We start from the raw sequence: 26,423 nt of genomic DNA on the forward strand, positions 1-26,423 counted from the left end.
CCGGCGACGGGCATGCTGCGCTAAGCTCGGGGCATGCGGGCCCGGTGGACGGCCTGCCCAGGAGCCTTCACATGAGCCTGTCATCCCTGCGCGTGGTGTTCGTGTTCCATCCGGACGACCAGGACTGGATACGGCGATCGGCTGTTCCCGTGCCCCAGTTCTGGCAGGGGCACCCGGTGCCGCCCGCGCGCGGCGACGTGGTGCGTTTCGGCGGACGCCAGTTCACCATCCAGGGCCGGCTCTGGGAACAGGATGGCGACTCCGTCACGCTCCGGCTGTACATGAGTTCCGCCCACGCACCGAGCGACACCATCTTCGGCTGAAGCCGCACCGCCTCAACCGGGCGAGTTGCGCATCCAGTCGGCGGTCTGGAAGAAGCTGCCACGCAGGCGCTCCCGAAGAACCGGGTCCACGCCCGTCTCCCCCATGGCCTGGTCCATGCACGCCAGCCACTGGTCGCGTTCGACGATGCCGATCACGAAAGGCATGTGCCGCGCCCGCAGGCGCGGGTGGCCAAAGCGGTCGGTGTAGTGCTGAGGCCCGCCCAGCCAGCCGCAAAGGAACCAGAACAGCTTCTGCCGCGCGCTCTCCAGCGTGCTGCCATGCGCCGCCCGCAGCTCGCGGTAGCGCGGCTCGATGTCCATGAGGTCGTAGAAGCGCTCGACGAGCGCATGCACGCGCGCCTCGCCGCCGATCCACTCGAACGGGGTGTCGTAGGGAGATTTCTGGTCAGCCTGCATGGGTTCCGCCGTCACTCACAGCGCGGCCTTGCGCAAGGTCTCCACCACCGGGGTGCGCAGCACGCTGCGCAAGCCCCACCAGCCCGCCGCCAGCGCGAGCAGTGCGCCGGCCAGAGACCCGGCCAGAGGCACCCAGGGTGAGGCGGTCCAGGTGAACTCGAAGGCGAAACGCGCCAGTGCCCAGCCCACGGCCACCGCGACCACGGAAGCCAGGAAACCCGCCAGCAGGCCCACACCCAGCAGTTCGATGCGCTGCACCTGGCGCAGCAGCCCGGACCCGGCACCCACCGCGCGCAGGATGGCGAACTCGCGTTCGCGCTCGCCGCGCGTGGCCGTCACCGCCGAGAGCAGCACCACCAAACCGGCCGCCAGCGTGAAGGCAAACAGAAACTCCACCGCACCGATCACCTGGCCCAGCACCCGCTGCACCTGCGCAATGGTCTGGCTCAGGTCGACGTTGGTGATGTTCGGGAATTGGCGCACCAGGGCATTGTCGAAACCGCTGGCGGCACCCGGTGCTGCGTCTGGCGCGCGGAACGCGCTGATGTAGGTCACCGGCACGTCGGCCATCTTCGCCATGGGAAACAGCACGAAGAAATTCACCCGCATGGAGCCCCAGTCCACCTTGCGCAGGCTGGTGATGCGGCCTTCGGTGAGCTGGCCCGCGATGTCGAAGCTCAGCCGGTCGCCCAGCTTGAGGCCGAGCTCCTCGGCCAGCCCCTCCTCCACACTGAGGCCGTCGGCCTCGTTGGCCTGCCAGCGGCCGGCCACCACCGGGTTGTGCTCAGGCAGCGCATCGGTATGGGAGAGGTTGAACTCGCGGTCCACCAGGCGCTGAGCGCGGTCGGAGGCAAAGTCTTCCGGCTGGACCTGCTGGCCGTTGATGCGCACCAGGCGCCCCCGGATCATGGGGTACCAGTCGTAGCGCTGCACGCCGGCGGCGCGCAGCGCCTGCTGGAACGCCTCGCTCTGTTCAGGCTGCACGTTGATCACGAAGCGGTTGGGCGCATCCGGCGGCGTGGCGTTGCGCCAACTGGCGACGAGGTCCGTGCGCAGCAGCACCAGCAGCACCAGGGCCAGCAAGCCAACCGCCAGGGCACTGATCTGCACCACCGCGAAAGCCGGGCGTGCGCCGAGCTGGCGCGTGGCCATGACCAGCGCACGCGGTGCGGTAGCCTCGTTGACGCTGGCGCGCAGCAGGCGCACCGCCGCGTAGCTGGCCGCCGCGAAGAGCAGTACCGCCCCGGCGAACCCGCCGACGGCGATCGCACCCAGCAGAAGATCGCGGCTGGCCGCCAGCAGCAAGGCCGCGAAACCCGCCATGCCCAGGGCCAGCACCGCCAGCGAAGCGGGCTTGAGCTGGCCGACATCGCGGCGGATCACGCGCAGCGGCGGCACGCGCGCGAGCTGCAGCACAGGCGGCAGGCCAAACGCCATCATCAGCGTCAGGCCCATGCCCAGGCCCAGCAGCACCGGCGCGACACCCGGCGCGGGCAGACTGGCGTCCACCAGCCCGGCCAGCAGCAGCACGAAGACATGGTGCACCGCGTAGCCGATGGCCACGCCCGCCGCGCTGGCCAGCAGACCGGTCAGCGCGAATTCAAAGGTGTAGGCGCGCGCCATGGTGCCTTGCGACAGGCCCAGCACGCGCAGCATGGCGCAGTCGTCCAGGTGGCGCTGCGCGAAGCCCCTGGCGGCGATCGCCACCGCCACGGCGCACAGCAGCGCCGCCAGCAGCGCCACCAGATTGAGGAATTTCTCGGCCCGCGCCAGGGTCTGCTGCATCTCCGGCCGCCCGCCCTCCAGCGACTCCAGCCGCAAGCCGCGAACATCCGGCTTGTGGACTTCCTGGTCAGCCCAACGGATGAACTGGGCCACGCGGGCGTCCTCGCCGGCCACCGCGAAACGGTAGTTGATGCGGCTGGCTGGCTGCACCAGAGCAGTGGCCGCCAGGTCGGCGCGGTTGATCATGACGCGCGGCGCAAAGCTCATGAAACCCGCGCCACGGTCGGGCTCGACCACGACCACGCGGGCAATGCGCAGCGTGGCGTCGCCCAGCAGCAGCGGGTCGCCCATCTTCAGGTCCAGCGCCACGAGCAGCGCGGCATCCACCCACACCGTGCCGGGCTGCGGAATGTCGCGCGTCGGGGCATCGACGGCCTGCGGGCCTTCCGCCACCCTCAGGCTGCCGCGCAGTGGATAGCCTTCCCCCACCACCTTGAGCGCCACCAGCCGCGCGGCGCCCCCTTCTTCGTCACGGGCCCGTCCCATGGTGGGAAAGTCCAGCGTATGCGTGGAGGACAGCCCCAGGGCGCGTGCCTGCGCCTCGAAGGCTGGTGGCGTCGGGTTGTCGCTGCGCACCACCGCATCCCCCCCGATCAGCGCCCGGGCGTCCCGGGCCAAGCCACCCTGCAGCCGGTCGGCAAAAAACCCCACCGCCGTCAGCGCCGCCACCGCCAGCGTCACCGCCAGCAGCAACAGCCGCAACTCACCCGCCCGCCAGTCGCGCAGGAGCGAGGACCAGCCCAGGGTCCAGAAACGAATGGGCAACGGCGCTGGATGGGTGTTCATGGCCCCGTACCTTATCGCATCGAAAAAACCCACACAGAAGACGCGCCACGACCCTGGCGCGCGAAGACCCCGCTGGAGTCCCGCGGCGCAGGGGAATCTACTTGGTGCCGAAGATGCGGTCGCCCGCATCGCCCAGTCCGGGCACGATGTAGCCGTGCTCGTTGAGTCCCCGGTCCACCGCCGGGGTGTACACCGGCACGTCCGGGTGGGCGTCGTGGAAGGTCTTGAGGCCTTGCGGGCAGGTCACCAGACAGACGAAGCGGATGGAACGCGGACCGGTCTTCTTGAGCCGCTCGACCGCCGCCACCGCCGAGTTGCCGGTGGCCAGCATGGGGTCGAGCACCAGCACGTCGCGCTCGTGCATGTCCTGCGGCATCTTGAAGTAGTACTCCACCGCCTGCAGCGTGGCCGGGTCGCGGTAGAGGCCGATGTGACCCACGCGCGCGCCGGGAATCACCTGCAGCATGCCATCGAGAAAACCGTTGCCGGCGCGCAGGATGGACGCCAGCACGATCTTCTTGCCATCGATCACGCGCGCGCGCATCTTCTCCAGCGGCGTCTCGATCTCGATGTCCTGCATGGGCATGTCGCGGGTGATCTCGTACGCCAGCAGCGCACTGAGCTCATGCACCAGCTCGCGGAAGCTCTTGGTGCTGGTGTCCTTGCGGCGCATGAGTGTGAGCTTGTGCTGCACCAGCGGGTGGTCGATGACGTGGACGTCTCTGCTCATGGAAGGTCTTTCGGCGAGGAAACGGAGGGATGCGGCACAGGGCACGCGAACGTTGCCGAGTGTATGTCCGAAGCCAGGCGCAGGCGCCTGCAACGGTGGCTTCGTCCGTAGAATGCCCCGCGTGGAGACCACGATATTCCCCCCCGCCCCCGAGAAAAGCCTGGAAGGCTGGCCGGACTGGTCGATCCTGATCGTCGACGACGAGCAGGGCATGCTCAACTTCCTGGTGAAGACGCTGGCGCCGCGCTGCCATTTCGTCATGAGCGCGGGCAGCGCCGAGGAAGGCGCGCAATGGCTGCGCGGCCACCATGTGGACCTGGTCATCCTGGACATCTCCCTGCCGGGCAAGAGTGGCGTGGCCTGGCTCAAGGAGTTGCGTGAACAGGGTTTCACGGGCGAGGTGATCCTGATCACGGCCTTCGCCGACCTGGACACCGCCATCGAGGCGCTGCGCGCGGGCGCCTCCGATTTCATCCTCAAGCCCTTCCGGGTGCCGCAGATCCTCAACGCGGTCAAGCAGTGCTACGAGCGCTCGCGCCTGCGGCGCGAGAACTTCGTGCTGCGGCGTGCGGTCACCAGCACACCCGGGCGCGGGGCACTGGTGGGTTCGTCTGAGGCGTTGCAACGTCTGCGCGAATCGGTCACAAGGGTGGCGGCGGTCAACAGCACCGTGCTGCTCCAGGGCGAATCGGGCACCGGCAAGGAACTGGTGGCGCGTGAACTGCACGCACTGAGCAGCCGCGCGGCGGGCCCGTTCGTGCCGGTCAACTGCGCCGCCGTGTCCCCCGAGCTCATCGAAAGCGAGTTGTTTGGCCACGCCAAGGGCGCCTTCCATGGCGCGACGCGCGCGCGCGACGGCCTGTTCCACTACGCCCAGGGCGGCACGCTGTTCCTCGACGAGATCGCCGAGCTCCCGCTGCCCATCCAGGCCACGCTGTTGCGCGCCATCGAAGACCTGAACATCCGACCCGTGGGCAGCGAACAACTGGTGCCGCTGAACCTGCGCATCGTCGCCGCGACCAACCGCCAACTGAGCGAGGAGGTGGCGGCTGGCCGCTTCCGCAAGGACCTTTATTTCCGCCTGCAGGTGGTGGACCTGACATTGCCGCCGCTGCGCGAACACAAGGCAGACATCGCCGAGCTGGTGGCGCATTTCATGGCCCAGTTGGCGCCGTCGCTGGGCGTGGAGCCGCTGGCCATCAGCGAACGGGAAATGGACTTCCTGCGCCAATACGACTGGCCGGGCAATGTGCGCGAATTGCGCAACCTGATCGAGCGCTCCCTGATCCTGGGCAGCCTCAACGTGTCCGCGCTCTACCCGGGCGTGCGTCCGGCGCCAGACAGCGGTGTGGCACCGCTGGTCCCCACCGACCTGCACACGCTGGAGAAGATGCACATTCTCTCGGTGCTGGACTCGGTGCAGGGAGACAAGACCCGCGCGGCGCAGTTGCTGGGCGTCTCTCGGCGCACACTGGAGCGGCGTGTGGCCGAATGGGGCTCCGCGTGAGCGGGCGCACCTGCCCATGAGCCTCTGGCACCCGCCGCGCTGGCTGGCCGGCTCGGTCCGCAACAAGCTGCTGGCCATGGCCTTGCTGCCTTTGCTGCTGGCGTTCCCGTTGCTGGTGCTCGCGCTGGCGCTCTGGAGCAACGTGGCCTATGACCGCCTGCTGATCACCAAGGTGCGCAGCGACCTCGCGGTGGCGCACGGCTACTTCGATCAGGTGCTGGGTGAACTGGGCACGGGCACGCGGGGCGTGGCCGACTCCCGGGCGCTGTATGCGGCGCTGCTGCATCAGCCCGACGACCATGCCAGCGCCGTCGTCGGCCAGCTCGCGCTGGCGCGCGAGCGCCTGGGACTGGACTTTCTCCTGCTCTACGACCCCGAAGGCCGACCGCTGGCCCGAGCGGTACCGGTGCGCGCAGGCACAGGTGAAGCGAACGCGCCCATCCCGCTGATGCCCAGCGCCCTGGGGGAAGCGGTACAGACCCCACCTCCCGACGGGGCCCGGGCCCGGCTGCTGGTCCTGGAGCCTGAGGCCCTGGCCGCGCTGGCGCCGCATCTGCCCCCGCGCCTGGGCATCGCCCTGGTGGCCACGCGCAACGCGGCGCCCGCCACACGCGACGTGGAGCACCGGGCCATGGTGATGCTGGCCACCCACCCGGTGAAGGACCAGGCCGGCCAGACCATCGCGGTGCTCGCGGGGGGTCTGCTGCTGAACCAGAACCTGGACTTCATCGACCACATAAACCGCATCGTCTACCCCGAAGGATCGCTGCCTTTCGGCAGCCAGGGCACGGCCACGCTGTTCCTGGACGATGTGCGCATCACCACCAACGTGCGCCTGTTCCAGGATCAGCGCGCCATCGGCACGCGGGTCTCGCAGACGGTGCGGGAAGCGGTACTGGGCCGGGGCCAGACCTGGCTGGACCGCGCCTTCGTGGTCAATGACTGGTATGTCTCCGCCTACGAGCCGCTGCTGGACGCCAGAGGGCAACGCATCGGCATGCTCTACGTCGGCTACCTGGAAGCCCCTTTCCGGCTGGTGCGGTACGCCATGCTGGCGGTGATGGGCCTGATCTTCCTCGGCGTGATGGCGCTTTCCGCCTGGTTCTCGCTGCGCTGGGCGCGCAGCATCTTCCAGCCGGTGCAGCGCATGAACCGCACCATGCAGATGGTCGAGCAAGGTCAGTCGGATGCGCGCGTGGGAGACATCGCTGCACGCGACGAACTCGGCGCGCTCGCCGGCCACCTGGACGAGCTGCTGGACGTGATTGACGAGAAGACCGAAGCCTTGCAGCAATGGGGCGAGGCACTGGACCACAAGGTGGCCGAGCGTACCCGGGAGCTGGAAGCCTCCAACGCCTCGCTGCAGTTGGCCCAGCAGCAGCTCGTCAAAAGCGAGAAGCTGGCCGCCATAGGCCAGCTGACCGCCAGCATTGCGCACGAGATCAACAACCCGATCGCCGTGATGCAGGGCAACCTGGACCTCATGCGCGAGACCCTGGGACCTTCGGTGGCACCCGTGCGCGCCGAGCTCCGCCTGCTGGACGAACAGGTCGAGCGCATGCGCATCATCGTCACGCAGCTCCTGCAGTACGCGCGCCCCACCGAATACGCCGGCTATGTCGAGACGCTGGAACTCAACCGCACCGTGGAAGACTGCCTGGTGCTGGTCGGCCACCTGCTGGCGCAGACCGGCATCGGCGTGCAGCGCGACCTGCAGGCGACACGGCGCGTGGGCTGCAACCGGCAGGAACTGCAGCAGGTCGTGATCAACCTCATGATCAACGCCATCCAGGCCATGCCGCAGGGTGGCGTTCTGCGGCTGGTCTCAAGGGACTGGGCGGACGCCGCCGGACGCGGGGGCGTGCGCCTGTGCGTGCAGGACAGCGGCACCGGCCTGTCCGCCGAGGTGCGAGAACGCCTGTTCCGCCCCTTCTACACCACCAAGAACGACGGCAACGGCCTGGGCCTGTGGATCAGCCAGGGACTGGTGGAACGCTACGGCGGCCAGATCAGCGCCGACAACCGCGAGGACGGCCCCGGCGCCTCGTTCTGCGTCACCCTCTACACCGAACCCCAGGCCCCCGAAGCCACCCCCACCCGCGACGGAAGACCCGGCGGTACATGAAAAGGGAGGGCAGCGCAACGAGGCGCCCAACCCAGAGATGCCGAGGGTCCGACCCCACCAGCCCAAGCCACCCCAGCGAGCGCAGCGAGGCGCACCCACCCAGAGATGCCGAGGGTCCGGCTCCGCCGGCCCAAGGCATCGTCCCCCCTCGAAGCGCCGAAGGCGCGCCACAGAGGGGGGAAGCCGCGCAGCGGCGCAGGGGGGTGCCCCCTCCCCTCAATACGTTTCGAGGTGCAGGCGGCCTTCGCGCTTGAGCGCGCCGCCCAGGCTGTCCCAGTCCAGCCCTGCACCCTGCGCCACGTCGCGCAGCGCCAGCACCACGCCCTCCTCCATGCTCTTGAGTCCGCAGACATAGAAGTAGGTACTGGGGTCCTGCAGCAGTTGGGCCAGGTCGGCCGCGCGCTCGCGCATCGCGTCCTGCACATAGCGCTTGGGTGCACCCGGCGTGCGGCTGAAGGCAAAGTTGATGTCGATGAAATCCTTGGGCAGGCTCTGCAGTGGCCCGAAGTACGGCAGTTCTTCCTGCGTACGCGCGCCGAAGAAGAGCATCAGCTTGCCACCCTCGAACTTGCCAGAGGTGCGCAGGCGCCGGCGCCATTCGGTCATGGCGCGCATGGGCGCGCTGCCGGTGCCGGTGCAGATCATCACGATGTTCGAGCGCGGGTGATTCGGCATCAGGAAACTGCTGCCGAACGGTCCGATCACCTCGACCTTGTCGCCCACCTTGAGGTCGCACATGTAGTTGCTGGCCACGCCGCGCACCGGCTGCCCCTGGTAGTCCTCCAGCACGCGCTTGATGGTCAACGACAGATTGTTGTAGCCGGGACGCTCTCCATTGCGAGGGCTGGCGATGGAGTACTGCCGCGCATGGTGGGCGCGGCCCGAGGCGTCGGTGCCCGGCGGCACCACGCCGATGCTCTGGCCTTCGAGCACGGGAAAAGGCATGGCGCCGAAGTCCAGCACGATGTGGTGGGTGTCGTAGTCGCTGCCGGCCTTGCGGCCCACCTCGGTCACGCGCACGTTGCCCACCACGGTCGCGGTCACGGTCTTCTGCGCCGCCTTGGGACCGTAGAGGTTGGTATAGGCATGCGCGGCGGACCACGGCGGCAACGTGGCGCCGAAGGACGAGGCATTGAATGCTTCCTGGCCCGTAAGATCCCGGACCGGCTCCGCCACGGCCTGGACCACGGACTGGGCCGCCTCGTCGAGATCGTCAAAGGCCTCCTGCGGCAATTCCGGCGGCAGTTCGTCCCAGGTGAGTTGCTCATCGGTGGAATAGGCGCGCACGCGCGGCATGGTCCGCCAGTTGTCGATCGACCCCGTCGGGCAGGGCGAGATGCAGTCCATGCACAGGTTGCACTTGGAAGCATCCACCACGTAGTTGCGCGAATCGTGCGTGATCGCCTGCACCGGGCAGATCGACTCGCAGGTGTTGCAACGAATGCAGATCTCGGGATCGATCAGGTGTTGCTTGATGACAGCGGCTTCAACAACAGCGTTCATGGGCGTGTCTCCGTGGGTCGAGACAGTGTAGGTGCGAGAGAAACCAGAGCCAAGAGCGACGCGGAACCGGTTTTGCCGGGCCGCAGACGCTGCCCTCTGGGGGAGTGACGCGCCGCAGTCGCGGCGCGGGGTGCATCACCCGAACCGGACGTACTCGAAGTCCACGGGCTGGCGGTTGATGCCCATGACGGGCGGTGCGATCCAGTTGGCGAACTTGCCCGGCTCCACCACGCGGCCCATGAGGGAACCCACATAGGCACGGTCTTCCTCGCTGGGCAGCCATTCGTTGACACGGGCGTTCCACTCGGCCTCGCTGACCACGCGGCCATCGGGCGAAACCTTCACGCCGGCCAGCGAGCCGATGTTGCGGTGGAAAGCCTTGTGCGGGACGGTGAGCTTGAACGGGATGCCGGCCTTCTCGATCAGGCGGTTCCAGCGCTCCACCCCCGCCACGGAGTCCTTGATGTAGTCGTCGCGCAGCACCTCGTTGAGCGCGTTGAGCATCGGCACTTCCTTCTCCACCAACTGCCCGTCCACCACCTCCAGAATCTTGTAGCTCTGGCCCTTGAGGACGTGGTCGTCGGTGCGCTTGCCTTCTTCGTAGCGGCCCTTGAGGCCGGCGCTGTAGAAGGTGGCGGCGTTGCTCGACTGGTCGGCGCCGAACAGGTCGACGGTGACGGAGAAGTGGAAGTTGATGTAGCGCTGGATGGTCGGCAGGTCGATGACGCCCGCCGCGCGCAGCTTGGCCGGGTCATCGGTCTTGAGTTCGTTCATCACCTGGCAGGTGCGGCTGATGACACGGCCCACGCCGGACTCGCCCACGAACATGTGGTGCGCTTCTTCCGTCAGCATGAACTTGGTGGTGCGCGCCAGCGGGTCGAAGCTGCTCTCGGCCAGTGCGCAGAGCTGGAACTTGCCGTCGCGGTCGGTGAAGTAGGTGAACATGAAGAAGCTCAGCCAGTCGGGCGTCTTCTCATTGAAGGCCTGCAGGATGCGCGGGTTGTCGGCGTCGCCGCTGTTGCGTTCGAGCAGTGCCTCGGCCTCTTCACGGCCGTCACGGCCGAAGTGCTTGTGCAGCAGGTACACCATGGCCCAGAGGTGGCGGCCTTCTTCCACGTTGACCTGGAACAGGTTGCGCAGGTCGTACTGGCTCGGGCAGGTCAGGCCCAGGTGGCGCTGCTGTTCCACCGACGCCGGTTCGGTGTCGCCCTGGGTCACGATGATGCGGCGCAGGTTGGCGCGGTGTTCGCCAGGCACGTCCTGCCAGGCCGGCTCGCCCATGTGGTCGCCGAAATGGATCTTGCGGTCCTGCTCGGCCGGGTTGAGAAAGATGCCCCAGCGGTAGTCGGGCATCTTCACGTGACCGAACTGCGCCCAGCCTTGCGGGTCCACGCTGACCGCGGTGCGCAGGTAGACATCGAAGTTCTGCGAACCGTCCGGCCCCATGTCCTGCCACCACTGCAGGTAATTGGGCTGCCAGTGCTCCAGCGCGCGCTGCAACGTGCGGTCTTCGCTGAGGTTGACGTTGTTGGGAATCTTCTCGCTGTAGTTGATCGTGGACATGGAGATCTCCTGGGTGGTAACTCAAACTGCCGTTCGCCCCGAGCTTGTCGAAGGGCTCACGCGATGCTGACTGGCATGGGCTTCGACAGGCTCAGCCCGAACGGCGGAGGCCCGGTCGTCCCCAGCTTGTCGCAAGACAGGCCCGGGACGACTGGCCCGCGCTTACACGCGGTTGAAATCGAAAGCGGCCTTGTCGCCCTTGCCATAGACCTTCAGCGCGCCCTTGTCGCCGACGGCGTTGGGGCGGATGAAGATCCAGTTCTGCCAGGCCGTGAGGCGACCGAAGATGCGGGTGAACATGTTTTCCTTCTGGGCAAAGCGCAGGTTGGCCTCCAAGCCGGTGAGCGCGTCTGGCGACATGGCGGCGCGCTCTTCCAGCGCGATGCGCACCTCGTCGACCCAGTCGATGTCGTCGAGCGCCGCCGTCACCAGGCCGAGGTCGGCCGCGGCATCGGCGTCCAGCGCCTTGCCGACCGCGCCGCGCGCGGCTTCCATCGGGCCGGCCTCCTCGTAGAAGCGGCGCTGCAGACGCGACTGGCCGTTGACCATGGGCAGGTAGCCGAAGTTGAACTCGCCGAGTTGCAGGCTCGGTGCTTCTTCAGGTGCGTCCGGCAGGGCCAGCATGTAGGCGCGATCGGCGGCGAAGGCCAGCTCGGCCAGGCTGCCCGCGAAGCAGGAGCCGGACTCTATCAGCGCGAACAGGCTGCGCGAAGACACGTCCAGGCGCGCGAAGGTGCGGCGCATCAGGCCCAGGGTCTCGCGCACGAACCAGTGGTCCTTGTGGGCCAGCATCAGTGCGTCGCTGGCCAGCACCGCTGCGGCATCGCCTTCGGTCTTGAGCAGCCAGGTGCCGATGTCAAGCTCGTTGGTGCGCAGGCACAGGATGGCGTCGTCCAGTTCACGCGCCATCTGCAGCGGCCACCACGCGGCGCCCGCCGCCTCGATGCCGGCGAGGTCCTTGGGCTGGGCGCCAGAGGGCGCCTTCACCGTCAGCGTGGCGGTGCGCTTGGCGCGGTCGATCGCCACGTTCACATACGCATAGCCCAAGCCGTTCTCGCTGTCGGTGCGGGTCACGCGCGGCAGGGCCACACCCTTGGCATGGGCGGGGCGGTCGCTGCCCGCCGCCAGGGCTTCGGCGCGCTCGCGCACACGTGCAGCGAACTGCTGCGGCTTGGCGATCGCATCGACCAGGCGCCAGTCCACGGCCTTCTGGCCGCGCACGCCTTCGCTGGTGGTGCAGAAGATGTCGGCCAGGTCGTGGCGCACGTGGCGCTTGTCCGTCACGCGCGTCAGGCCGCCGGTGCCGGGCAGCACGCCCAGCAGCGGCACCTCCGGCAGCGACACCGCCGAGGAGCGGTCGTCCACCAGCAGGATTTCGTCGCAAGCCAGCGCCAGTTCGTAACCACCGCCGGCGCAGGCGCCGTTGAGCGCGGCCACGAACTTCAGGCCGCTGTGCGCAGACGAGTCCTCGATGCCGTTGCGGGTCTCGTTGGTGAACTTGCAGAAGTTGACTTTCCAGGCGTGGCTGGAGAGGCCCAGCATGAAGATGTTGGCGCCCGAGCAGAACACGCGGTCCTTCAGGCTGGTGACCACCACCGTGCGGACCTCGGGGTGCTCGAAACGGATGCGGTTGAGCGCGTCGTGCAGCTCGATGTCCACACCCAGGTCGTAGCTGTTGAGCTTGAGCTTGTAGCCGGGCCGGATGCCGGCGTCTTCGTTGATGTCCACCGCGAGGGTGGCGATGGCGCCGTCGAAAGACAGCTTCCAATGGCGGTACTGGCTGGGATCGGTGCGGTAATCGACGGCGGCGGGCGGCTGGTTGGCACTCATGGGCATGTCTCCGGGCAGGGTCTGAGGCGATCGCGGCGGGCTGGCGCCACGGGGTTTCGCGGCCCCCCCGCGTCCGCATCAGATGCGGGCAGGACCTCGGTGACGTGAATAATATTTCACATTACCCAAAACGTCAATGCACTTTTATGCATGTCACGCCGGCTGGCCGATCAACTCCCGGACTTGGTCACGCAATGCGGCAAACGCCTCCTCCAACGTATAGGCGCTGGTGTTGAAGCTCAAGTCGGCTTTGGAATAGAAGGCCGAACGGCCAGCCAGGATGCGCTTGAGGTCCTCCATGGCTTCCCGGCTGGCGGCCATGGGCCGCAGATCACCTTGCGCCGCCACGCGCCCCATGTGGTCCGCCGGGTCGGCCTGCAGCCAGACGGTGGTGCAATGGGACAACAGCAGGTTGAAATTGGCCGCATCCGAAACCAGGCCACCGGGCGTGGAAATCACCACCTCGGGGTAGATCTGTATGGTCTCCTCCAGTGCGCGGCGTTCGTAGCGGCGGTAGGCCGGCGTGCCATAGAGCGAGTGGATCTCGTTGATGCTGCAGCCGGCGAACTTCTCGATCTCGCGGCTGAGCTCGACATAGGCAAACCCCAGGTCCTGGGCCAGGCGCTGGCCCAGGGTGGATTTGCCCGCCCCGCGCAGGCCGATGAGCGCGATGCGCGAGCGCCGCGCCGGGTCGCCACCGGCCACCGGACCACCGTCCAGCAGACCGGCTATGGCCATGCGTACGCGGCGCAAGTCCGGCTCCGAGCGCTTCTCCAGCAGTTCGCGAATCAGCAGCCATTCCGGTGAGCTTGTGCTCACGTCACCCAGCAATTCCGCCAGCGGGCATTGCAGGGCCTGGGCCACCTGCAGCAGCACCAGGATGGATGCATTGCCGGTGCCGTACTCCAGGTTGGCCAGGTGCCGCTCCGACACGTCGGCCGCCAGGGCCACCGCCTTGCGGGTCATGCCACGCCGCGAACGCAGCGTGCGCACCCGCTCGCCCAGCGCCAGGAGAAAGGGGTGGCGGGCCTCCTCGACGGCCGGATCGGTCGGCCGGTCCGCGCTCAGTGCCGCCTCGCTGCGGTCGGGTGATTCCATGGTGGCGGTGTTTTTCAATGATTGAACCGGGTTAACCCTGGGAAGGCTTGCCATTCGGGACAACATGCACTTTAATGCACAATTTGCAGCAAGCAGGATAGTGCATTTATAGCGCCATTGCCCGCCTGCGAACAGCCCCATCTACCCCAGGCATGCCCCCTACCGGAGACACCATGAGCATCCCCACCCTGCTTCCCAACCACCTTGGCGGCCAATGGGTCACCGGCAGCGGCGCCGGCACACCGTTGTTCGACCCCGTGCTGGGCACCGAGCTGGTCCGCGTGAGCAGCGCGGGCCTGGACCTGGCCGCGGGCTTCCGCTTTGCCAGGGAACAAGGGGGCAGCGCCCTGCGCGCGCTGAGCTATGGCCAGCGCGCCGGTCTGCTGGGCGCCATCGGCAAGGTGCTACAGGCCCACCGCGACGCCTACTACGAGATCGCCACCGCCAATTCGGGCACCACCGCGCGGGATTCGGCGGTGGACATCGATGGCGGCATCTTCACGCTCGGCTACTACGCGAAACAGGGCGAGGCCCTGGGCGAGGCGCGCGTGCTGCTGGATGGCGAGCGCATCCGCATGGGCAAGGACCCGGCCTTCCAGACCCAGCACATCCTGCAGCCCACGCAGGGTCTCGCGCTGTTCATCAACGCCTTCAACTTCCCGAGCTGGGGCCTGTGGGAGAAGGCGGCACCCGCCCTGCTCTCCGGGGTGCCCGTCATCGTGAAACCCGCCACGGCCACGGCCTGGCTCACCCAGCGCATGGTCCAGGACGTGGTCGACGCGGGCATCCTGCCGCCCGGCGCGCTCTCGGTGGTCTGCGGCTCGTCCGCCGGGCTGATGGACCAGCTGCAGCCTTTTGACGTGGTGTCGTTCACCGGCTCGGCCGAGACCGCACGCCTGATCCGCAGCCACCCGGCGGTGGCCGAGCGGTCGGTGCGCTGCAACATCGAGGCCGACAGCCTGAACGCCGCGCTCCTGGACCCCGACGCCACCGCCGACAGCGAGGCCTTCAACCTGCTGGTCAACGAGGTGGTGCGCGAGATGACGGTCAAAAGCGGGCAGAAGTGCACCGCGATCCGCCGGGTCTTCGTGCCGCGAGCGCTGTACGACGCCGCCGCCCAGGCCATCGCCGCGAAGCTGGCCAGGACCACGGTGGGCAACCCGCGCAGCGAGGCGGTGCGCATGGGTTCGCTGGTGAGCACCGAGCAGAAAGCCAACGTGCTCGAAGGCATCGCCCGCCTCCGCGCCGAGGCGGAGGTGCTGTTCGACGGCAGCGGCCAGCCCCTGGTCGATGCGGACGCCGCGACCTCGGCCTGCGTGGCGCCCACCCTGCTGGGCAGCCGCGCGCCCGCCCAGGCCCGGTTGCTGCACGAGGTGGAGGTATTCGGCCCGGTCGCCACGCTCATGGCCTACGACGGCCTGGCGCAGGCCGTCGAACTCATCCGCCGCGGCGAAGGCTCCCTGGTGTGCTCCCTGTACAGCGCCAACCCGGCCTTCATCGCCGAGGCCGCGCTGGCGCTGGGCAGCGCGCACGGCCGCGTGCACGCCATATCGCCCGACGTCGCCGCCAGCCAGACCGGCCATGGCAACGTGATGCCCATGTCGCTGCACGGCGGGCCCGGTCGCGCCGGCGGCGGTGAAGAACTGGGGGGCTTGCGCGCGCTGGGCTTCTATCATCGGCGCAGCGCCGTGCAGGCCGGAGTCGATGCGCTGGACGCGCTGGCGGCGTCCGCTGTCGCGCTCAAGCTCTGAACACCCCGCTGCCACCCGCCCGCGAGGCCGACAGGGTTGAAGGACACCCGACCCGGTTCGAGCAGGCTTCGACAGGCTCAGCCCGAACGGATTGGGCTCAACCTGAAGGGATTGGGCTCAACCTGAAGGGATTGGGCTCATTCCCAAGGGATTGGCCTCATTCCCAAGGGATTGGCCTCATTCCCAAGGGATTGGCCTCATTCCGAACAGACCGTTTGCATGAACAACGCAGGAGACACATCATGACCACCCCCGTCACCGCGCCGCCCGAACGCTTCAACTTCGCGCGCCACCTGCTCGAACTCAACGCCGGCCGCGCGCAGAAGGTCGCCTTGATCGACGATGCCGGCACCCTCACCTACGGCCAACTGGCCGACCAGGTGCAGCGCTTCGCGGGCGCGCTGGCCGCGCTGGGCCTGCGGCGCGAAGAACGCGTGCTGCTGCTGATGCACGACAGCAGCGACTGGGTGGTGGCCTTCCTGGGCGCACTGCACGCCGGGGTGGTGCCGGTGGCGGTGAACACCCTGCTCACGGCGCAGGACTACGCCTACATGCTGGCCAACAGCCGGGCCCAGGCCGCGCTGGTGTCCGGCGCGCTGCTGCCCACGCTACAGACCGCGCTCGACAGCTTGCAAGGCCAGGGCGGCCACGAGGTCAGGCATCTGGTGGTGTCGCGTGCGAGCGGCGCCCTCCCCGAGGGTGCGCACGACTTCGCCGCCCTGCTGGCGCGCAGCCAGCCCGCGACCGCGGCCGACACCCATGGCGAGGAGCCGGCGTTCTGGCTCTATTCCAGCGGGTCCACCGGCGCCCCCAAAGGCACGGTGCACACCCAGGCCAACCTGTACTGGACGGCCGAGCTGTACGGCAAGGCGGTGCTGGGCCTGCGCGAGAGCGACGTGGTGTTCTCCGCCGCCAAGCTGTTCTTCGCCTACGGCCTGGGCAATGCGCTGAGCTTCCCGCTCAGCGTCGGCGCCAGCGTGGTGCTGATGGCCGAGCGGCCGACCCCGCAGGCCTGCTTCAAGCGCTTCGTGGAGCAGCGCCCCACCATCTTCTACGGGGCGCCCACCGGCTACGGCGGCATGCTGGCCAGCCCCGACCTGCCCGCGCGCAGCCAGGTGGCGCTGCGCCTGTGCTCCTCGGCCGGAGAGGCCCTGCCCCAGGACATCGGCGAGCGCTGGACCCGGCATTTCGGCGTCGACATCATCGACGGCATCGGCTCCACCGAGATGCTGCACATCTTCCTCTCCAACCGCCCGGGCGACGTCCGCTACGGCACCACCGGCAAGCCGGTGCCGGGCTACGAGATCGAGCTGCGTGGCGAGGACGGCCGGGCCGTGGCCGACGGCGAGATCGGAGACCTGTACATCCGAGGTCCCAGCGCCGCGCTGATGTACTGGAACAACCGGGGCAAGAGCCGCGACACCTTCCAGGGCGGCTGGACCAAGGCCGGCGACAAGTACACGCGCGACGCCGACGGCTACTGCACCTACGCCGGGCGCAACGACGACATGCTCAAGGTCAGCGGCATCTACGTCAGCCCCTTCGAGGTGGAGGCCACCCTGGTGCAGCACCCCGCGGTGCTGGAGGCGGCCGTGATCGGCAAGACCGACGCCGATGGCCTGACCAAGACCAAGGCCTTCGTGGTGCTCAAGGCAGGCGCGCAAGCGAGCGAGGCCGAGCTGCAGGCCTTCGTGAAGGAGCGGCTCGCTCCCTACAAGTACCCGCGCTTCATCGAGTTCCTGTCCGAACTGCCGAAAACGGCCACGGGCAAGATCCAGCGCTTCCGGCTGAGGGAGAGGGAGACCGGACCGGCCTGAAGAAGACGGCGCGGCGATCCGGCGCGGACAGGCCCGGGCTCGCTGGCGCTGCCTCAGGTGTCCTTCGATATCTTGATCGAGGGAAACTTGCTGGAAAAGTCCTTCGCCTTGGTGGCCACCTTGACCGCCACCTGCCGCGCCACGCTTTTGTAGATCTGCGCGATCTCGCCATCCGGCTCGGCCACCACCGTGGGACGGCCACCGTCGGCCTGCACGCGGATGCCCATGTTCAACGGCAGGGCGCCGAGGTAGTCCATGCCGTACTCGGCAGCCATCTTCTTGCCGCCGTCGGCGCCGAAGATGTGCTCCACATGGCCGCACTTCTCGCACACATGCACCGCCATGTTCTCCACGATGCCCAGGATGGGCACGCCCACCTTCTCGAACATCTTGATGCCCTTGCGCGCATCCAGCAGGGCGATGTCCTGCGGCGTGGTGACGATCACCGCGCCGGTCAGCGGCACGCGCTGCGACAGCGTAAGCTGGATGTCGCCGGTGCCAGGCGGCATGTCGACGATGAGGTAGTCCAGGTCCTTCCAGTTGGTCTGGCGCAGCAGTTGCTCCAGCGCCTGCGTGGCCATGGGGCCGCGCCAGATCATGGCCTGGTCGGCATCGACCAGGAACCCGATGGAGATGCACTGGATGCCGTGGTTCTCCAGCGGATCCATGGTCTTGCCGTCGCTGCTCTCGGGACGGCCCTGGATGCCCAGCATCATGGGCTGGCTGGGGCCGTAGATGTCGGCGTCGAGCACACCCACGCGCGCACCTTCGGCCGCCAGGGCCAGCGCGAGATTGGCCGCCGTGGTGCTCTTGCCCACCCCTCCCTTGCCCGAAGCCACGGCGATGATGTTCTTGACGCCGGGCAGCAACTGCACGCCGCGCTGGACCGCGTGCGGGATGATGTTCATCGTCACGTTGACCGAGACGTTCTCCACACCGGGCACGGAGCGCGCCGCGGCGATGAGCGCGCGCCGCAGCGCCGGCACCTGGCTCTTGGCCGGGTAGCCCATCTCGATGTCGAAGGCGACCTCGCCTTCGCTCACCTGCAGATTCTTCAGCGCCTTGGTGGACACGTAGTCCTTGCCCGTACCGGGATCGGTCACGGCTTGCAGCGCACTCAGCAGCGCCTGGGTATCAACGGCCATGTGGGGCTATCTCCTGTGGTTGGCTCTCTTCAAGGTGGCCCGCAGTCTACCGTTCCACTCCGGCTGCGGCCATACACACAGGCGGCATGAGGGCATAGGCCCGTAAAATCGCGGGTTCCCCGACCGAAAGCCCTTCCCATGAGCCAGCGACGCCTGTTCGTCACCACCGCCCTGCCTTACGCCAATGGCCACTTCCACATCGGCCACATCATGGAATACATCCAGGCCGATATCTGGGTGCGGTTCCAGCGCATGCAGGGCCACGAGGTGCACTTCGTCTGTGCGGACGACGCGCACGGCGCGCCGATCATGATCGCGGCGGACAAGGCGGGCAAGACACCGCAGCAGTTCGTGGCCGACATCGCCGCCGGCCGCAAGCCCTACCTGGACGGCTTCCACATCGGCTTCGACAACTGGCACAGCACCGACGCGCCCGAGAACCACGAGCTCGCCCGCCAGATCTACCGCGACCTCAAGGCCGCGGGCCTGATCGAGACACGCACCATCGAACAGTTCTTCGACCCCGAGAAGAACATGTTCCTGCCCGACCGATTCATCAAGGGCGAGTGCCCCAACTGCCACGCCAAGGACCAGTATGGCGACAACTGCGAGGTCTGCGGCAAGGTCTACAGCCCCACCGACCTGATCAGCCCGTATTCGGCCCTCTCGGGCGCCAAGCCGGTGCTGAAGAACTCGGAACATTTCTTCTTCAAGCTCTCCGACCCGCGCTGCCTGGCCTTTCTCAAGCAATGGACACAGAGCGGCGCGGTGCAGTCCGAGGTGCTCAACAAGATCAGCGAGTGGATCGCGCCCGACGAAGACGGCCGGACCAAGCTGGGCGACTGGGACATCAGCCGCGACGCGCCCTACTTCGGCATCGAGATTCCCGACGCGCCGGGCAAGTATTTCTACGTGTGGCTCGACGCACCGGTGGGCTACCTGGCCTCGCTCAAGAACTGGCTCGGCAAACAAGGCATCGACTACGACGCCTTCATGGCCGACCCGACGACGGAGCAGTACCACTTCATCGGCAAGGACATCATCACCTTCCACACGCTGTTCTGGCCTGCCATGCTGCACTTCAGCGGCCGCAAGACGCCGAATGCGGTGTTCGTGCACGGCTTCCTGACCGTGAACAACGGGGAGAAGATGAGCAAGAGCCGCGGCACCGGGCTCGACCCGCTCAAGTACCTGAGCCTGGGCATGAACCCCGAGTGGCTGCGCTACTACCTGGCCGCCAAACTCTCTCCCCGCAACGAAGACATCGACTTCAACCGCGACGACTTCATGCTGCGGGTGAACAGCGACCTGATCGGCAAGTTCGTCAACATCGCCAGCCGCGCCGCAGGCTTCATCGCCAAGCGCTTCCAGGGCCGGCTTGCCGCGGCCGCGACCGATGGCCAGGCCCTGCTCGCACCGCTGCAGGCCGCCGCACCGGCCATCGCCGAGCTGTACGCCACACGAGAGTACGGCAAGGCGCTGCGCGAGATCATGCTGCTGGCCGACCGCGTGAATGCCTACGTCGACCAGAACAAGCCCTGGGAGCTGGCCAAGCAGGACGGGCAGGATGAGCGCCTGCACGATGTGTGCAGCACCTGCATCGAAGCCTTCCGCCTGCTCACGCTCTACCTCAAGCCCGTCCTGCCGGCATTGGCCGCACAGGTCGAGTCCTTCCTGCAGGTGCAGCCACTGCAATGGGCAGACGCGGCGCGCCAGCTCGGCCAGGGCCACGCCATCCAGGCCTACCAGCACCTGATGCAACGCGTGGATCCCAAGCAGCTCGATGCGCTGTTCGAACCACCACCAGCGCCGGTGGAGGCCGCGCCGCTCCCTGGCGGTGAAGCCATCGCCGACACCATCACCATCGACGACTTCGCCAAGATCGACCTGCGCATCGCGCAGATCGTGGCCTGCGAGCCGGTGGAGGGATCCACCAAGCTGCTGCGGCTCACGCTGGACGTCGGCGAGGGACGCACGCGCAACGTGTTCAGCGGCATCGCCAGCGCCTACCAGCCGCAGGACCTGGTCGGCAAGCTGACCGTGGTCGTGGCCAACCTGGCGCCGCGCAAGATGAAGTTCGGCGTCAGCGAAGGCATGGTGCTCGCCGCCAGCCATGCGGACGAAAAGGCGCATCCGGGCATTCACGTGCTCGAACCCTGGCCGGGTGCGACGCCAGGCATGCGGGTGCGCTGAGCCGTGTTTGCACCGATCCGCGGCTTCACCGGTCTGCAGCGCACGCCGCAGACCGACCTCAAGCTGGGCTCGGTGCTGGCCTTCGTGGCCGGCGCGGCCAATGCCGGTGGCTTTCTCGCGGTGGGGCAGTACACCTCCCACATGACGGGCATCCTGTCCTCGGTGACCGACCATCTGGTGCTTGGGCATTTCACCCTGGCCATGGCCGCTGCCGGTTCGGTGCTGGCCTTCCTGCTGGGCGCCATGACGACCGCCTGGCTGGTCAACTGGGGCATGCGCCAGGAACTGCGCAGCGCCTACGGCCTGCCCTTGATCCTGGAAGCCGCCGCGCTGCTGGTGTTCGGCCTGTTCGGCGCCGCCATCGGCTTCATGACCCCGGTGTTCCTGCCGCTCACCGTGGTGCTGCTCTGCTTCATCATGGGCCTGCAGAACGCCGTGATCACCAAGATCTCGCGCGCCACCATCCGCACCACCCATGTGACCGGACTGGTCACGGACCTGGGCATTGAACTGGGCAAGTTGCTCTACGTGAACCGGCATCCTGGCGCCGAACCGGTCCTGGCCGATCGGCAGCGCCTGCGCGTACACGGTCAGCTCATCGCCTGCTTCTTCGTTGGCGGCCTGGCCGGCGCCCTGGGTTTCAAACACGTGGGCTTCGTCAGCACCGTCCCGCTGGCGGCGCTGCTGCTGCTGCTCGTGCTGCGCCCGGCACTGGACGACTGGCAGCGCCTGCGTGCGCCCTGATGCTTACTTGGGGTCCAGCTCAGGGTCGCGCACCGACCCGGTGGACACCACCCGCAGGTCGCTGTCGAACACCACGGTGAAGATCTTCGAGTCGCTCGCGTTGGGACCGTCGAGGTAACGCCAGTCGTAGTGCGTCTGCCGCTTCGCTTCGTAGGGGGTCACTTTCATGGGTTTGCCCAGCATGCGGCGCACCGCCTCCATCGGCATGCCCGGCGTCACCCGCGCGAAGTTCTGCGGTGTCAGCACCTGGCGCAGTGCGGCCATCTTGCCGTCGGGCCCGATGGTGATCATGTAATTGCGGTGGCCCGCGGGCTGGCGGTTGTACTCGTAGATCTGGGCCCCGTCCTCGCCCTCCCAGACCGCCTCGGGAGCGCCAAAGCGCTCGCGCACATCGGCTTCGGTGGACACGCCCTCCTCGAGTTCACCGATGTTCTGCTGGTCGCAGGCCGCCAGCAGCGCCAGACACCCCGCCAGCACCAGCCCCCGCCACACCGCCGTTCCTCGCATGCAGACCCCTTGTCGCCACACAAAAATTCAGTGTATACCCCGCCCCGGTACCCCTCGAACCGTCAGGCCCAGCAAGGGTTGCGAAAGGTAACATGCCACGATGCTGAAAGGACTGCCGCCCCTGGCCCCATTCCGGCCCCGGCTGTTGCGGGATCTGCGGGGCTACGACCGGGACAAGCTGGCGCGCGACCTGGGCGCGGGCACCACGGTGGGCATCGTGGCCCTTCCACTGGCCATGGCCTTTGCCATCGCCAGCGGCCTCAAGCCCGAAGCGGGCCTGTGGACCGCCATCATTGCGGGCTTCCTGATCGCCGCGCTGGGCGGCACCTCGGTGCAGATTGGGGGCCCGGCAGGCGCCTTCATCGTCATCGTCTACGGCATCGTGGAGCGCTACGGCGTCGCCAACCTGCTCATCGCCACCGCCAGCGCGGGCGTGCTGCTCTTCCTCATGGGCCTGTTCCGGCTGGGCTCGCTGGTGCGCTACGTGCCGGTGAGCGTGGTGCTGGGCTTCACCAACGGTATCGCCGTGCTGATCGCGCTGTCGCAGGTGCGCGACCTGCTCGGGCTGGCCATCCCCCACATGCCGGCCAGCTTCTTCGGCCAGATCGGCGCCATGGCCGAGCACATCGGCAGCTTCAACCCCTATGCCCTCGGGCTGGGCGCGCTGTGCGTGCTGGGGCTCTTCCTCTGGCCGCGGCTGTGGGCGGTGGATTCGCAGTTCCGCCGCCAGCTGCAAGCCCTGGACACCGTCAGCGCGCTGCGCGCCACCTCGCGCATCCCCGGTCCGGTGGTGGCGCTGGTCACGCTCACCCTGCTGGCCTGGGCATTGCACCTGCCGGTGGAGACCATCGGCTCACGTTTCGGCGGCATACCGCAAGGCGCCCCTGCGTTCCAACTGCCGGAGTTCTCCTGGGAGACCGCGCGCCTGCTCGTAACGCCCACGTTGACCATTGCCCTGCTCGGAGCGATCGAGTCCCTGCTGTGCGCACGCGTGGCCGACCAGTTGGGCGACCGCCCCAAGCACGACCCCAACCAGGAGCTGATGGCCCAGGGGATCGCCAACACCGTGGTGCCGTTCTTTGGCGGCATGCCGGCCACCGGCACCATCGCGCGCACCGTCACCAATATCCGCTCGGGTGCCGTCTCGCCCGTGGCGGGCATGGTGCATGCGCTCACCCTGGCGGCCGTGGTGCTGCTGGCCGCACCCCTGGCTTTCCACATCCCGCTGGCGGTGCTGGCCGGCGTGCTGCTGTTCGTGGCCTGGAACATGGGCGAGTGGCGCGAGTTCGCACGCCTGCGGCACTTCAGCAACCACTACCGGCTGATGCTGCTGTCCACCTTCTTCGTGACCATCGTCTTCGATCTCACCGTGGCGGTGGAACTGGGGCTGGTGCTGGCGGTGGTGCTGTTCGTGCGGCGCCAGAGCGCCATCTTCCGCGCCGAGGCCGTGGCCCGCACCCCGCAGCAGCTCACCTACCGCCTCTACGGCTCGCTGTTCTTCGGCGCGGTGGCCAAGATCGACCCGATCGTGGCCGAGGTGGAGCAACACCCCGGCCCCGTCAACGTCATGCTCGACGCCAGCCAGCTCATTTCCCTGGACACCACCGGGCTGGATGCGCTGGAGCAGTTGCACAAGGCGGTGCACAAACGGGGTGGCCAACTCGGCATGGTCGGCCTGCATGAGCAGCCGCGCTCCCTGATCGAGCGTTCCGGGTTCGCCACGCGCCTGACCACCTGCCAATGACCCCGGAGCCCGCCCGGTGGGCCGGCCCGGTAAAATCCCTCTTCCTTTCGCCCTGCCCGCCAGACCACCATGTCCTTCTTCCGCCGCCCCGACTACACGTCCGACACGACGCAGTTCATCGAACAGCTCAAGGCCACGCGACCCGGGCTGGAGGCATCGCAGCGCGAAGGCCGGGCGCGTCTGTGGGACAAGCAGATCGACCGGGAATTCCAGGCCAGGGCCGAGGCCGCGCGGGTGCCTCAGAAGCCCTACGTCTACCAGACCAGCGCCGACCAGGCCTGAACCCCCACGCCATGAGCGGCGAGCCCCATATGCTCGACGAGGCCCCGCAAGGCCTGGACGAGGTGCTGCCCACCGTGGTGGACCACGTGGCGCTCGCCCGCCTCTACGGCGAACCGCTGTTCGCGCTGCCGCGCGACCTGTACATCCCGCCCGACGCGCTGCAGATCTTCCTGGAGGCCTTCGAAGGACCGCTGGACCTGCTGCTCTACCTGATCCGCAAGCAGAACTTCAACATCCTCGACATTCCCATGGCGGCGGTGACACGCCAGTACCTGAGCTACGTCGACGAGATCCGCGCCAGCAACCTGGAACTGGCGGCAGAGTACCTGCTGATGGCCGCCATGCTGATCGAGATCAAGTCGCGCATGCTGCTGCCGCCGAAAAAGACGGCCGAGGGCGAGGAGCCGGAAGACCCGCGCGCCGAACTGGTGCGCCGCCTGCTGGAATACGAGCAGATGAAGCTGGCCGCGCAGCGCCTGGCCGACTGCCCGCAATACGGCCGCGACTTCCTGCGTGCCCAGGTCTATGTGGAGCAGGCGCTGGCGCCCCGTTTCCCTGACGTGAGCGCGCTGGACCTGCAGAGCGCCTGGCGCGACATCCTGCGCCGTGCCCGGCTGGTGCAGCACCACAAGATCAGCCGCGAGGAGCTTTCCGTCCGCGAGCACATGAGCATCGTGCTGCGGCGGCTCCAGGGCCAGAAGTTCGTCGAATTCGGCGACCTGTTCGACCCTGCCATGGGCGCGCCCGTGCTGGTCGTGACCTTCATCGCCATGCTGGAATTGGCCAAGGAAACCCTGATCGAGCTGACCCAGGCCGAAGCCTTCGCCCCCATCTACGTGCGGCTGGCCTACACCCCCAGCGCATGACCGCCACCGCGCCCCGCCGCCCCATGGGGCGGCTCCCGTACCACCTCCGCGCAGCATGACCGACTTGCACCGCTTTGACGTTCTCATCATTGGCAGCGGGCTGGCCGGCCTCACCGCCGCCCTGCACCTCGCCCCCACGCACCGGGTAGCCGTGGTGACCAAGCGCGCCCTCACCGATGGTTCGAGCAATTGGGCCCAGGGCGGCCTGGCCGCCGTGCTGGCCGAGGGCGACAGCTACGCCTCCCACGTCGATGACACGCTGGTCGCGGGCGCCGGCCTGTGCGATCTGGAAGCCACCCGCTTCACGGTGGAGAACGCGCCCGCGGCCATTGCCTGGCTGCGCGAGCTGGGCGTCCCCTTCTCGACCGAGGACGGCGAACTGCACCTCACGCGCGAGGGCGGCCACAGCCACCGGCGCATCGTGCACGCGGCCGACGCCACCGGTGCGGCCGTGCAGGCCACGCTGCTGGAGCGCGTGCTGGCCACGCCGCAGATCAAGATCTTCGAGCACCACATGCTGGTGGACCTGATCACCGACCGCAAGCTGCCCGACCACGACCCGGCTCCGCGCCAGGCCGAGCGCTGCTACGGCGCCTACGTGCTCGACACCGTGCGCGACGAGGTCGTCACCTTCAGCGCCACCCACACCGTGCTGGCCACCGGCGGCGCGGGCAAGGTCTATCTCTACACCACCAATCCCGACACCGCCACCGGCGACGGCATCGCCGCCGCCTGGCGCGCCGGCTGCCAAGTGGGCAACATGGAGTTCATCCAGTTCCACCCCACCTGTCTCTACCACCCTCACGCCAAGAGCTTCCTGATCTCCGAAGCGGTGCGTGGCGAAGGCGGGTTGCTCAAGCTGCCTCCTGCGCTGGGAGGTCACCGCTTCATGCCCGACCATGACCCGCGCGCCGAACTCGCGCCGCGCGACGTGGTGGCCCGCGCCATCGACTTCGAGATGAAGAAGCACGGTCTGGACTGCGTCCACCTGGACATCTCCCACCAGCCGGCCGAGTTCCTGCGTGAGCACTTCCCCAACATCCTGGCGCGCTGCGCGGAACTGGGCATCGACATCACCAAGGAGCCCATTCCCGTGGTGCCGGCGGCGCACTACACCTGCGGCGGCGTGGTGACCGACCTCACCGGCAGCACCGGCATCGCCGGCCTGTATGCGGTGGGCGAAACCACCTGCACCGGCCTGCACGGTGCCAACCGGCTGGCCAGCAACTCGCTGGTCGAATGCATGGTGTTCGCCCAAGGCGCCGTCGGCGCGATCCTCAACGCCGGCAGCGTGCCCATGCCCGCCATGCCCCTGTGGGACGACAGCCAGGTGACGGACGCCGACGAGCAGGTGGTGATCTCGCACAACTGGGACGAGCTGCGCCGCTTCATGTGGGACTACGTCGGCATTGTGCGCACCAACAAGCGGCTGGAGCGCGCCGCGCACCGCATCTCGCTGCTGCAGCGGGAAATCCACGAGTTCTACTCGCAATTCCACGTCACGCGCGACCTGCTGGAGTTGCGCAACCTCGTGCAGGTGGCCGACCTGATCGTGATGTCGGCCATGATGCGGCACGAAAGCCGCGGCCTGCACTTCAGCCGCGACTACCCTGACCTGCTGCCCGAAGCCAAGCCGACGATACTGGTGCCGCCGGCGAGGTAAGGGACGCCCTCGAGTAGTCCGCGCCAGCGCGGCGACAGCAGCGT

Annotated in this window: 20 protein-coding genes; 11 read left to right on the top strand and 9 right to left on the bottom strand. The window is 67.9% G+C overall.

Going from position 1 to position 26,423, the window contains the following annotated elements; genetic code table 11:
• Window positions 1-71 precede the first annotated feature (71 nt).
• The gene (locus KIT53_RS12685) at window positions 72-323 is read left to right on the top strand and encodes a hypothetical protein (RefSeq protein WP_297752932.1); all 252 of its coding nucleotides are present in this window, start codon (window positions 72-74) and stop codon (window positions 321-323) included.
• Window positions 324-335: 12 nt separating this feature from the next.
• Here KIT53_RS12685 and KIT53_RS12690 read toward each other — a convergent pair whose 3' ends face one another.
• The 3 genes from KIT53_RS12690 to upp all read right to left on the bottom strand — a co-directional run bounded on the left by KIT53_RS12690 (window position 336) and on the right by upp (window position 4,041).
• Window positions 336-740, bottom strand: a complete 405-nt coding sequence (locus tag KIT53_RS12690) for a group II truncated hemoglobin (RefSeq protein WP_297752934.1) — start codon at window positions 738-740, stop codon at window positions 336-338.
• Window positions 741-755: 15 nt separating this feature from the next.
• The gene (locus KIT53_RS12695) at window positions 756-3,311 is read right to left on the bottom strand and encodes an FtsX-like permease family protein (protein ID WP_297752936.1); all 2,556 of its coding nucleotides are present in this window, start codon (window positions 3,309-3,311) and stop codon (window positions 756-758) included.
• Between the two features lie 97 nt (window positions 3,312-3,408).
• Entirely contained in the window at window positions 3,409-4,041 is a 633-nt protein-coding gene (gene upp / locus KIT53_RS12700) for a uracil phosphoribosyltransferase (protein ID WP_297752938.1), read from the bottom strand.
• 121 nt (window positions 4,042-4,162) lie between these two features.
• Here upp and KIT53_RS12705 point away from each other — a divergent pair, with 121 nt between their 5' ends.
• Both KIT53_RS12705 and KIT53_RS12710 read left to right on the top strand, forming a co-directional pair.
• On the top strand, window positions 4,163-5,548 hold the full coding sequence (locus KIT53_RS12705; RefSeq protein WP_297752940.1) for a sigma-54 dependent transcriptional regulator: 1,386 nt from the start codon (window positions 4,163-4,165) through the stop codon (window positions 5,546-5,548).
• Window positions 5,549-5,564: 16 nt separating this feature from the next.
• On the top strand, window positions 5,565-7,673 hold the full coding sequence (locus KIT53_RS12710; protein ID WP_297752942.1) for a cache domain-containing protein: 2,109 nt from the start codon (window positions 5,565-5,567) through the stop codon (window positions 7,671-7,673).
• Window positions 7,674-7,889: 216 nt separating this feature from the next.
• Here KIT53_RS12710 and boxA read toward each other — a convergent pair whose 3' ends face one another.
• The 4 genes from boxA to KIT53_RS12730 all read right to left on the bottom strand — a co-directional run bounded on the left by boxA (window position 7,890) and on the right by KIT53_RS12730 (window position 13,667).
• Entirely contained in the window at window positions 7,890-9,176 is a 1,287-nt protein-coding gene (gene boxA, locus KIT53_RS12715; protein ID WP_297752944.1) for a benzoyl-CoA 2,3-epoxidase subunit BoxA, read from the bottom strand.
• A 135-nt stretch (window positions 9,177-9,311) separates the two neighbouring features.
• Entirely contained in the window at window positions 9,312-10,739 is a 1,428-nt protein-coding gene (gene boxB / locus KIT53_RS12720; protein WP_297752947.1) for a benzoyl-CoA 2,3-epoxidase subunit BoxB, read from the bottom strand.
• Window positions 10,740-10,901: 162 nt separating this feature from the next.
• Complete coding sequence (boxC, locus tag KIT53_RS12725; protein WP_297752949.1) at window positions 10,902-12,569, bottom strand: 2,3-epoxybenzoyl-CoA dihydrolase; 1,668 nt, start codon at window positions 12,567-12,569, stop codon at window positions 10,902-10,904.
• Window positions 12,570-12,722: 153 nt separating this feature from the next.
• Window positions 12,723-13,667, bottom strand: coding sequence for a helix-turn-helix transcriptional regulator (locus KIT53_RS12730; RefSeq protein WP_297752951.1), 945 nt, complete (start codon window positions 13,665-13,667; stop codon window positions 12,723-12,725).
• Between the two features lie 179 nt (window positions 13,668-13,846).
• Between KIT53_RS12730 and KIT53_RS12735 the strand changes: the two genes are divergently transcribed.
• The gene (locus KIT53_RS12735; protein ID WP_297753089.1) at window positions 13,847-15,418 is read left to right on the top strand and encodes a 3,4-dehydroadipyl-CoA semialdehyde dehydrogenase; all 1,572 of its coding nucleotides are present in this window, start codon (window positions 13,847-13,849) and stop codon (window positions 15,416-15,418) included.
• Between the two features lie 242 nt (window positions 15,419-15,660).
• Window positions 15,661-17,235 (top strand): benzoate-CoA ligase family protein, encoded by a 1,575-nt coding sequence (locus tag KIT53_RS12740; protein WP_297752953.1) that lies wholly within the window; start codon window positions 15,661-15,663, stop codon window positions 17,233-17,235.
• 53 nt (window positions 17,236-17,288) lie between these two features.
• On the opposite strand, the gene apbC is transcribed toward KIT53_RS12740, so the two are convergent.
• Window positions 17,289-18,380 carry an iron-sulfur cluster carrier protein ApbC gene (gene apbC / locus KIT53_RS12745; RefSeq protein WP_297752955.1) on the bottom strand — a complete coding sequence of 364 codons (1,092 nt, stop codon included), beginning with the start codon at window positions 18,378-18,380 and terminating at the stop codon, window positions 17,289-17,291.
• Between the two features lie 138 nt (window positions 18,381-18,518).
• Here apbC and metG point away from each other — a divergent pair, with 138 nt between their 5' ends.
• Together metG and KIT53_RS12755 are read left to right on the top strand one after the other, a co-directional pair.
• Complete coding sequence (metG, locus tag KIT53_RS12750; RefSeq protein WP_297752957.1) at window positions 18,519-20,573, top strand: methionine--tRNA ligase; 2,055 nt, start codon at window positions 18,519-18,521, stop codon at window positions 20,571-20,573.
• 3 nt (window positions 20,574-20,576) lie between these two features.
• Window positions 20,577-21,317, top strand: coding sequence for a YoaK family protein (locus KIT53_RS12755; RefSeq protein WP_297752959.1), 741 nt, complete (start codon window positions 20,577-20,579; stop codon window positions 21,315-21,317).
• 3 nt (window positions 21,318-21,320) lie between these two features.
• On the opposite strand, the gene bamE is transcribed toward KIT53_RS12755, so the two are convergent.
• Window positions 21,321-21,824: an outer membrane protein assembly factor BamE gene (gene bamE, locus KIT53_RS12760; protein ID WP_297752961.1), complete on the bottom strand. Its 504-nt coding sequence runs from the start codon at window positions 21,822-21,824 to the stop codon at window positions 21,321-21,323.
• 100 nt (window positions 21,825-21,924) lie between these two features.
• Between bamE and KIT53_RS12765 the strand changes: the two genes are divergently transcribed.
• The 4 genes from KIT53_RS12765 (at window position 21,925) to nadB (ending at window position 26,379) form a co-directional block, all read left to right on the top strand.
• Complete coding sequence (locus KIT53_RS12765; RefSeq protein WP_297752963.1) at window positions 21,925-23,568, top strand: SulP family inorganic anion transporter; 1,644 nt, start codon at window positions 21,925-21,927, stop codon at window positions 23,566-23,568.
• A 69-nt stretch (window positions 23,569-23,637) separates the two neighbouring features.
• On the top strand, window positions 23,638-23,850 hold the full coding sequence (locus tag KIT53_RS12770; RefSeq protein ID WP_297752965.1) for a DUF3460 family protein: 213 nt from the start codon (window positions 23,638-23,640) through the stop codon (window positions 23,848-23,850).
• A 29-nt stretch (window positions 23,851-23,879) separates the two neighbouring features.
• Window positions 23,880-24,716, top strand: a complete 837-nt coding sequence (locus KIT53_RS12775) for a ScpA family protein (protein WP_297753091.1) — start codon at window positions 23,880-23,882, stop codon at window positions 24,714-24,716.
• A gap of 55 nt (window positions 24,717-24,771) precedes the next feature.
• Entirely contained in the window at window positions 24,772-26,379 is a 1,608-nt protein-coding gene (gene nadB / locus KIT53_RS12780) for an L-aspartate oxidase (RefSeq protein WP_297752967.1), read from the top strand.
• Window positions 26,380-26,423 lie beyond the last annotated feature (44 nt).

It is taken from the genome of Hydrogenophaga sp. (genome assembly GCF_026125785.1).
Classification (GTDB): Bacteria; Pseudomonadota; Gammaproteobacteria; order Burkholderiales; family Burkholderiaceae_C; genus Hydrogenophaga.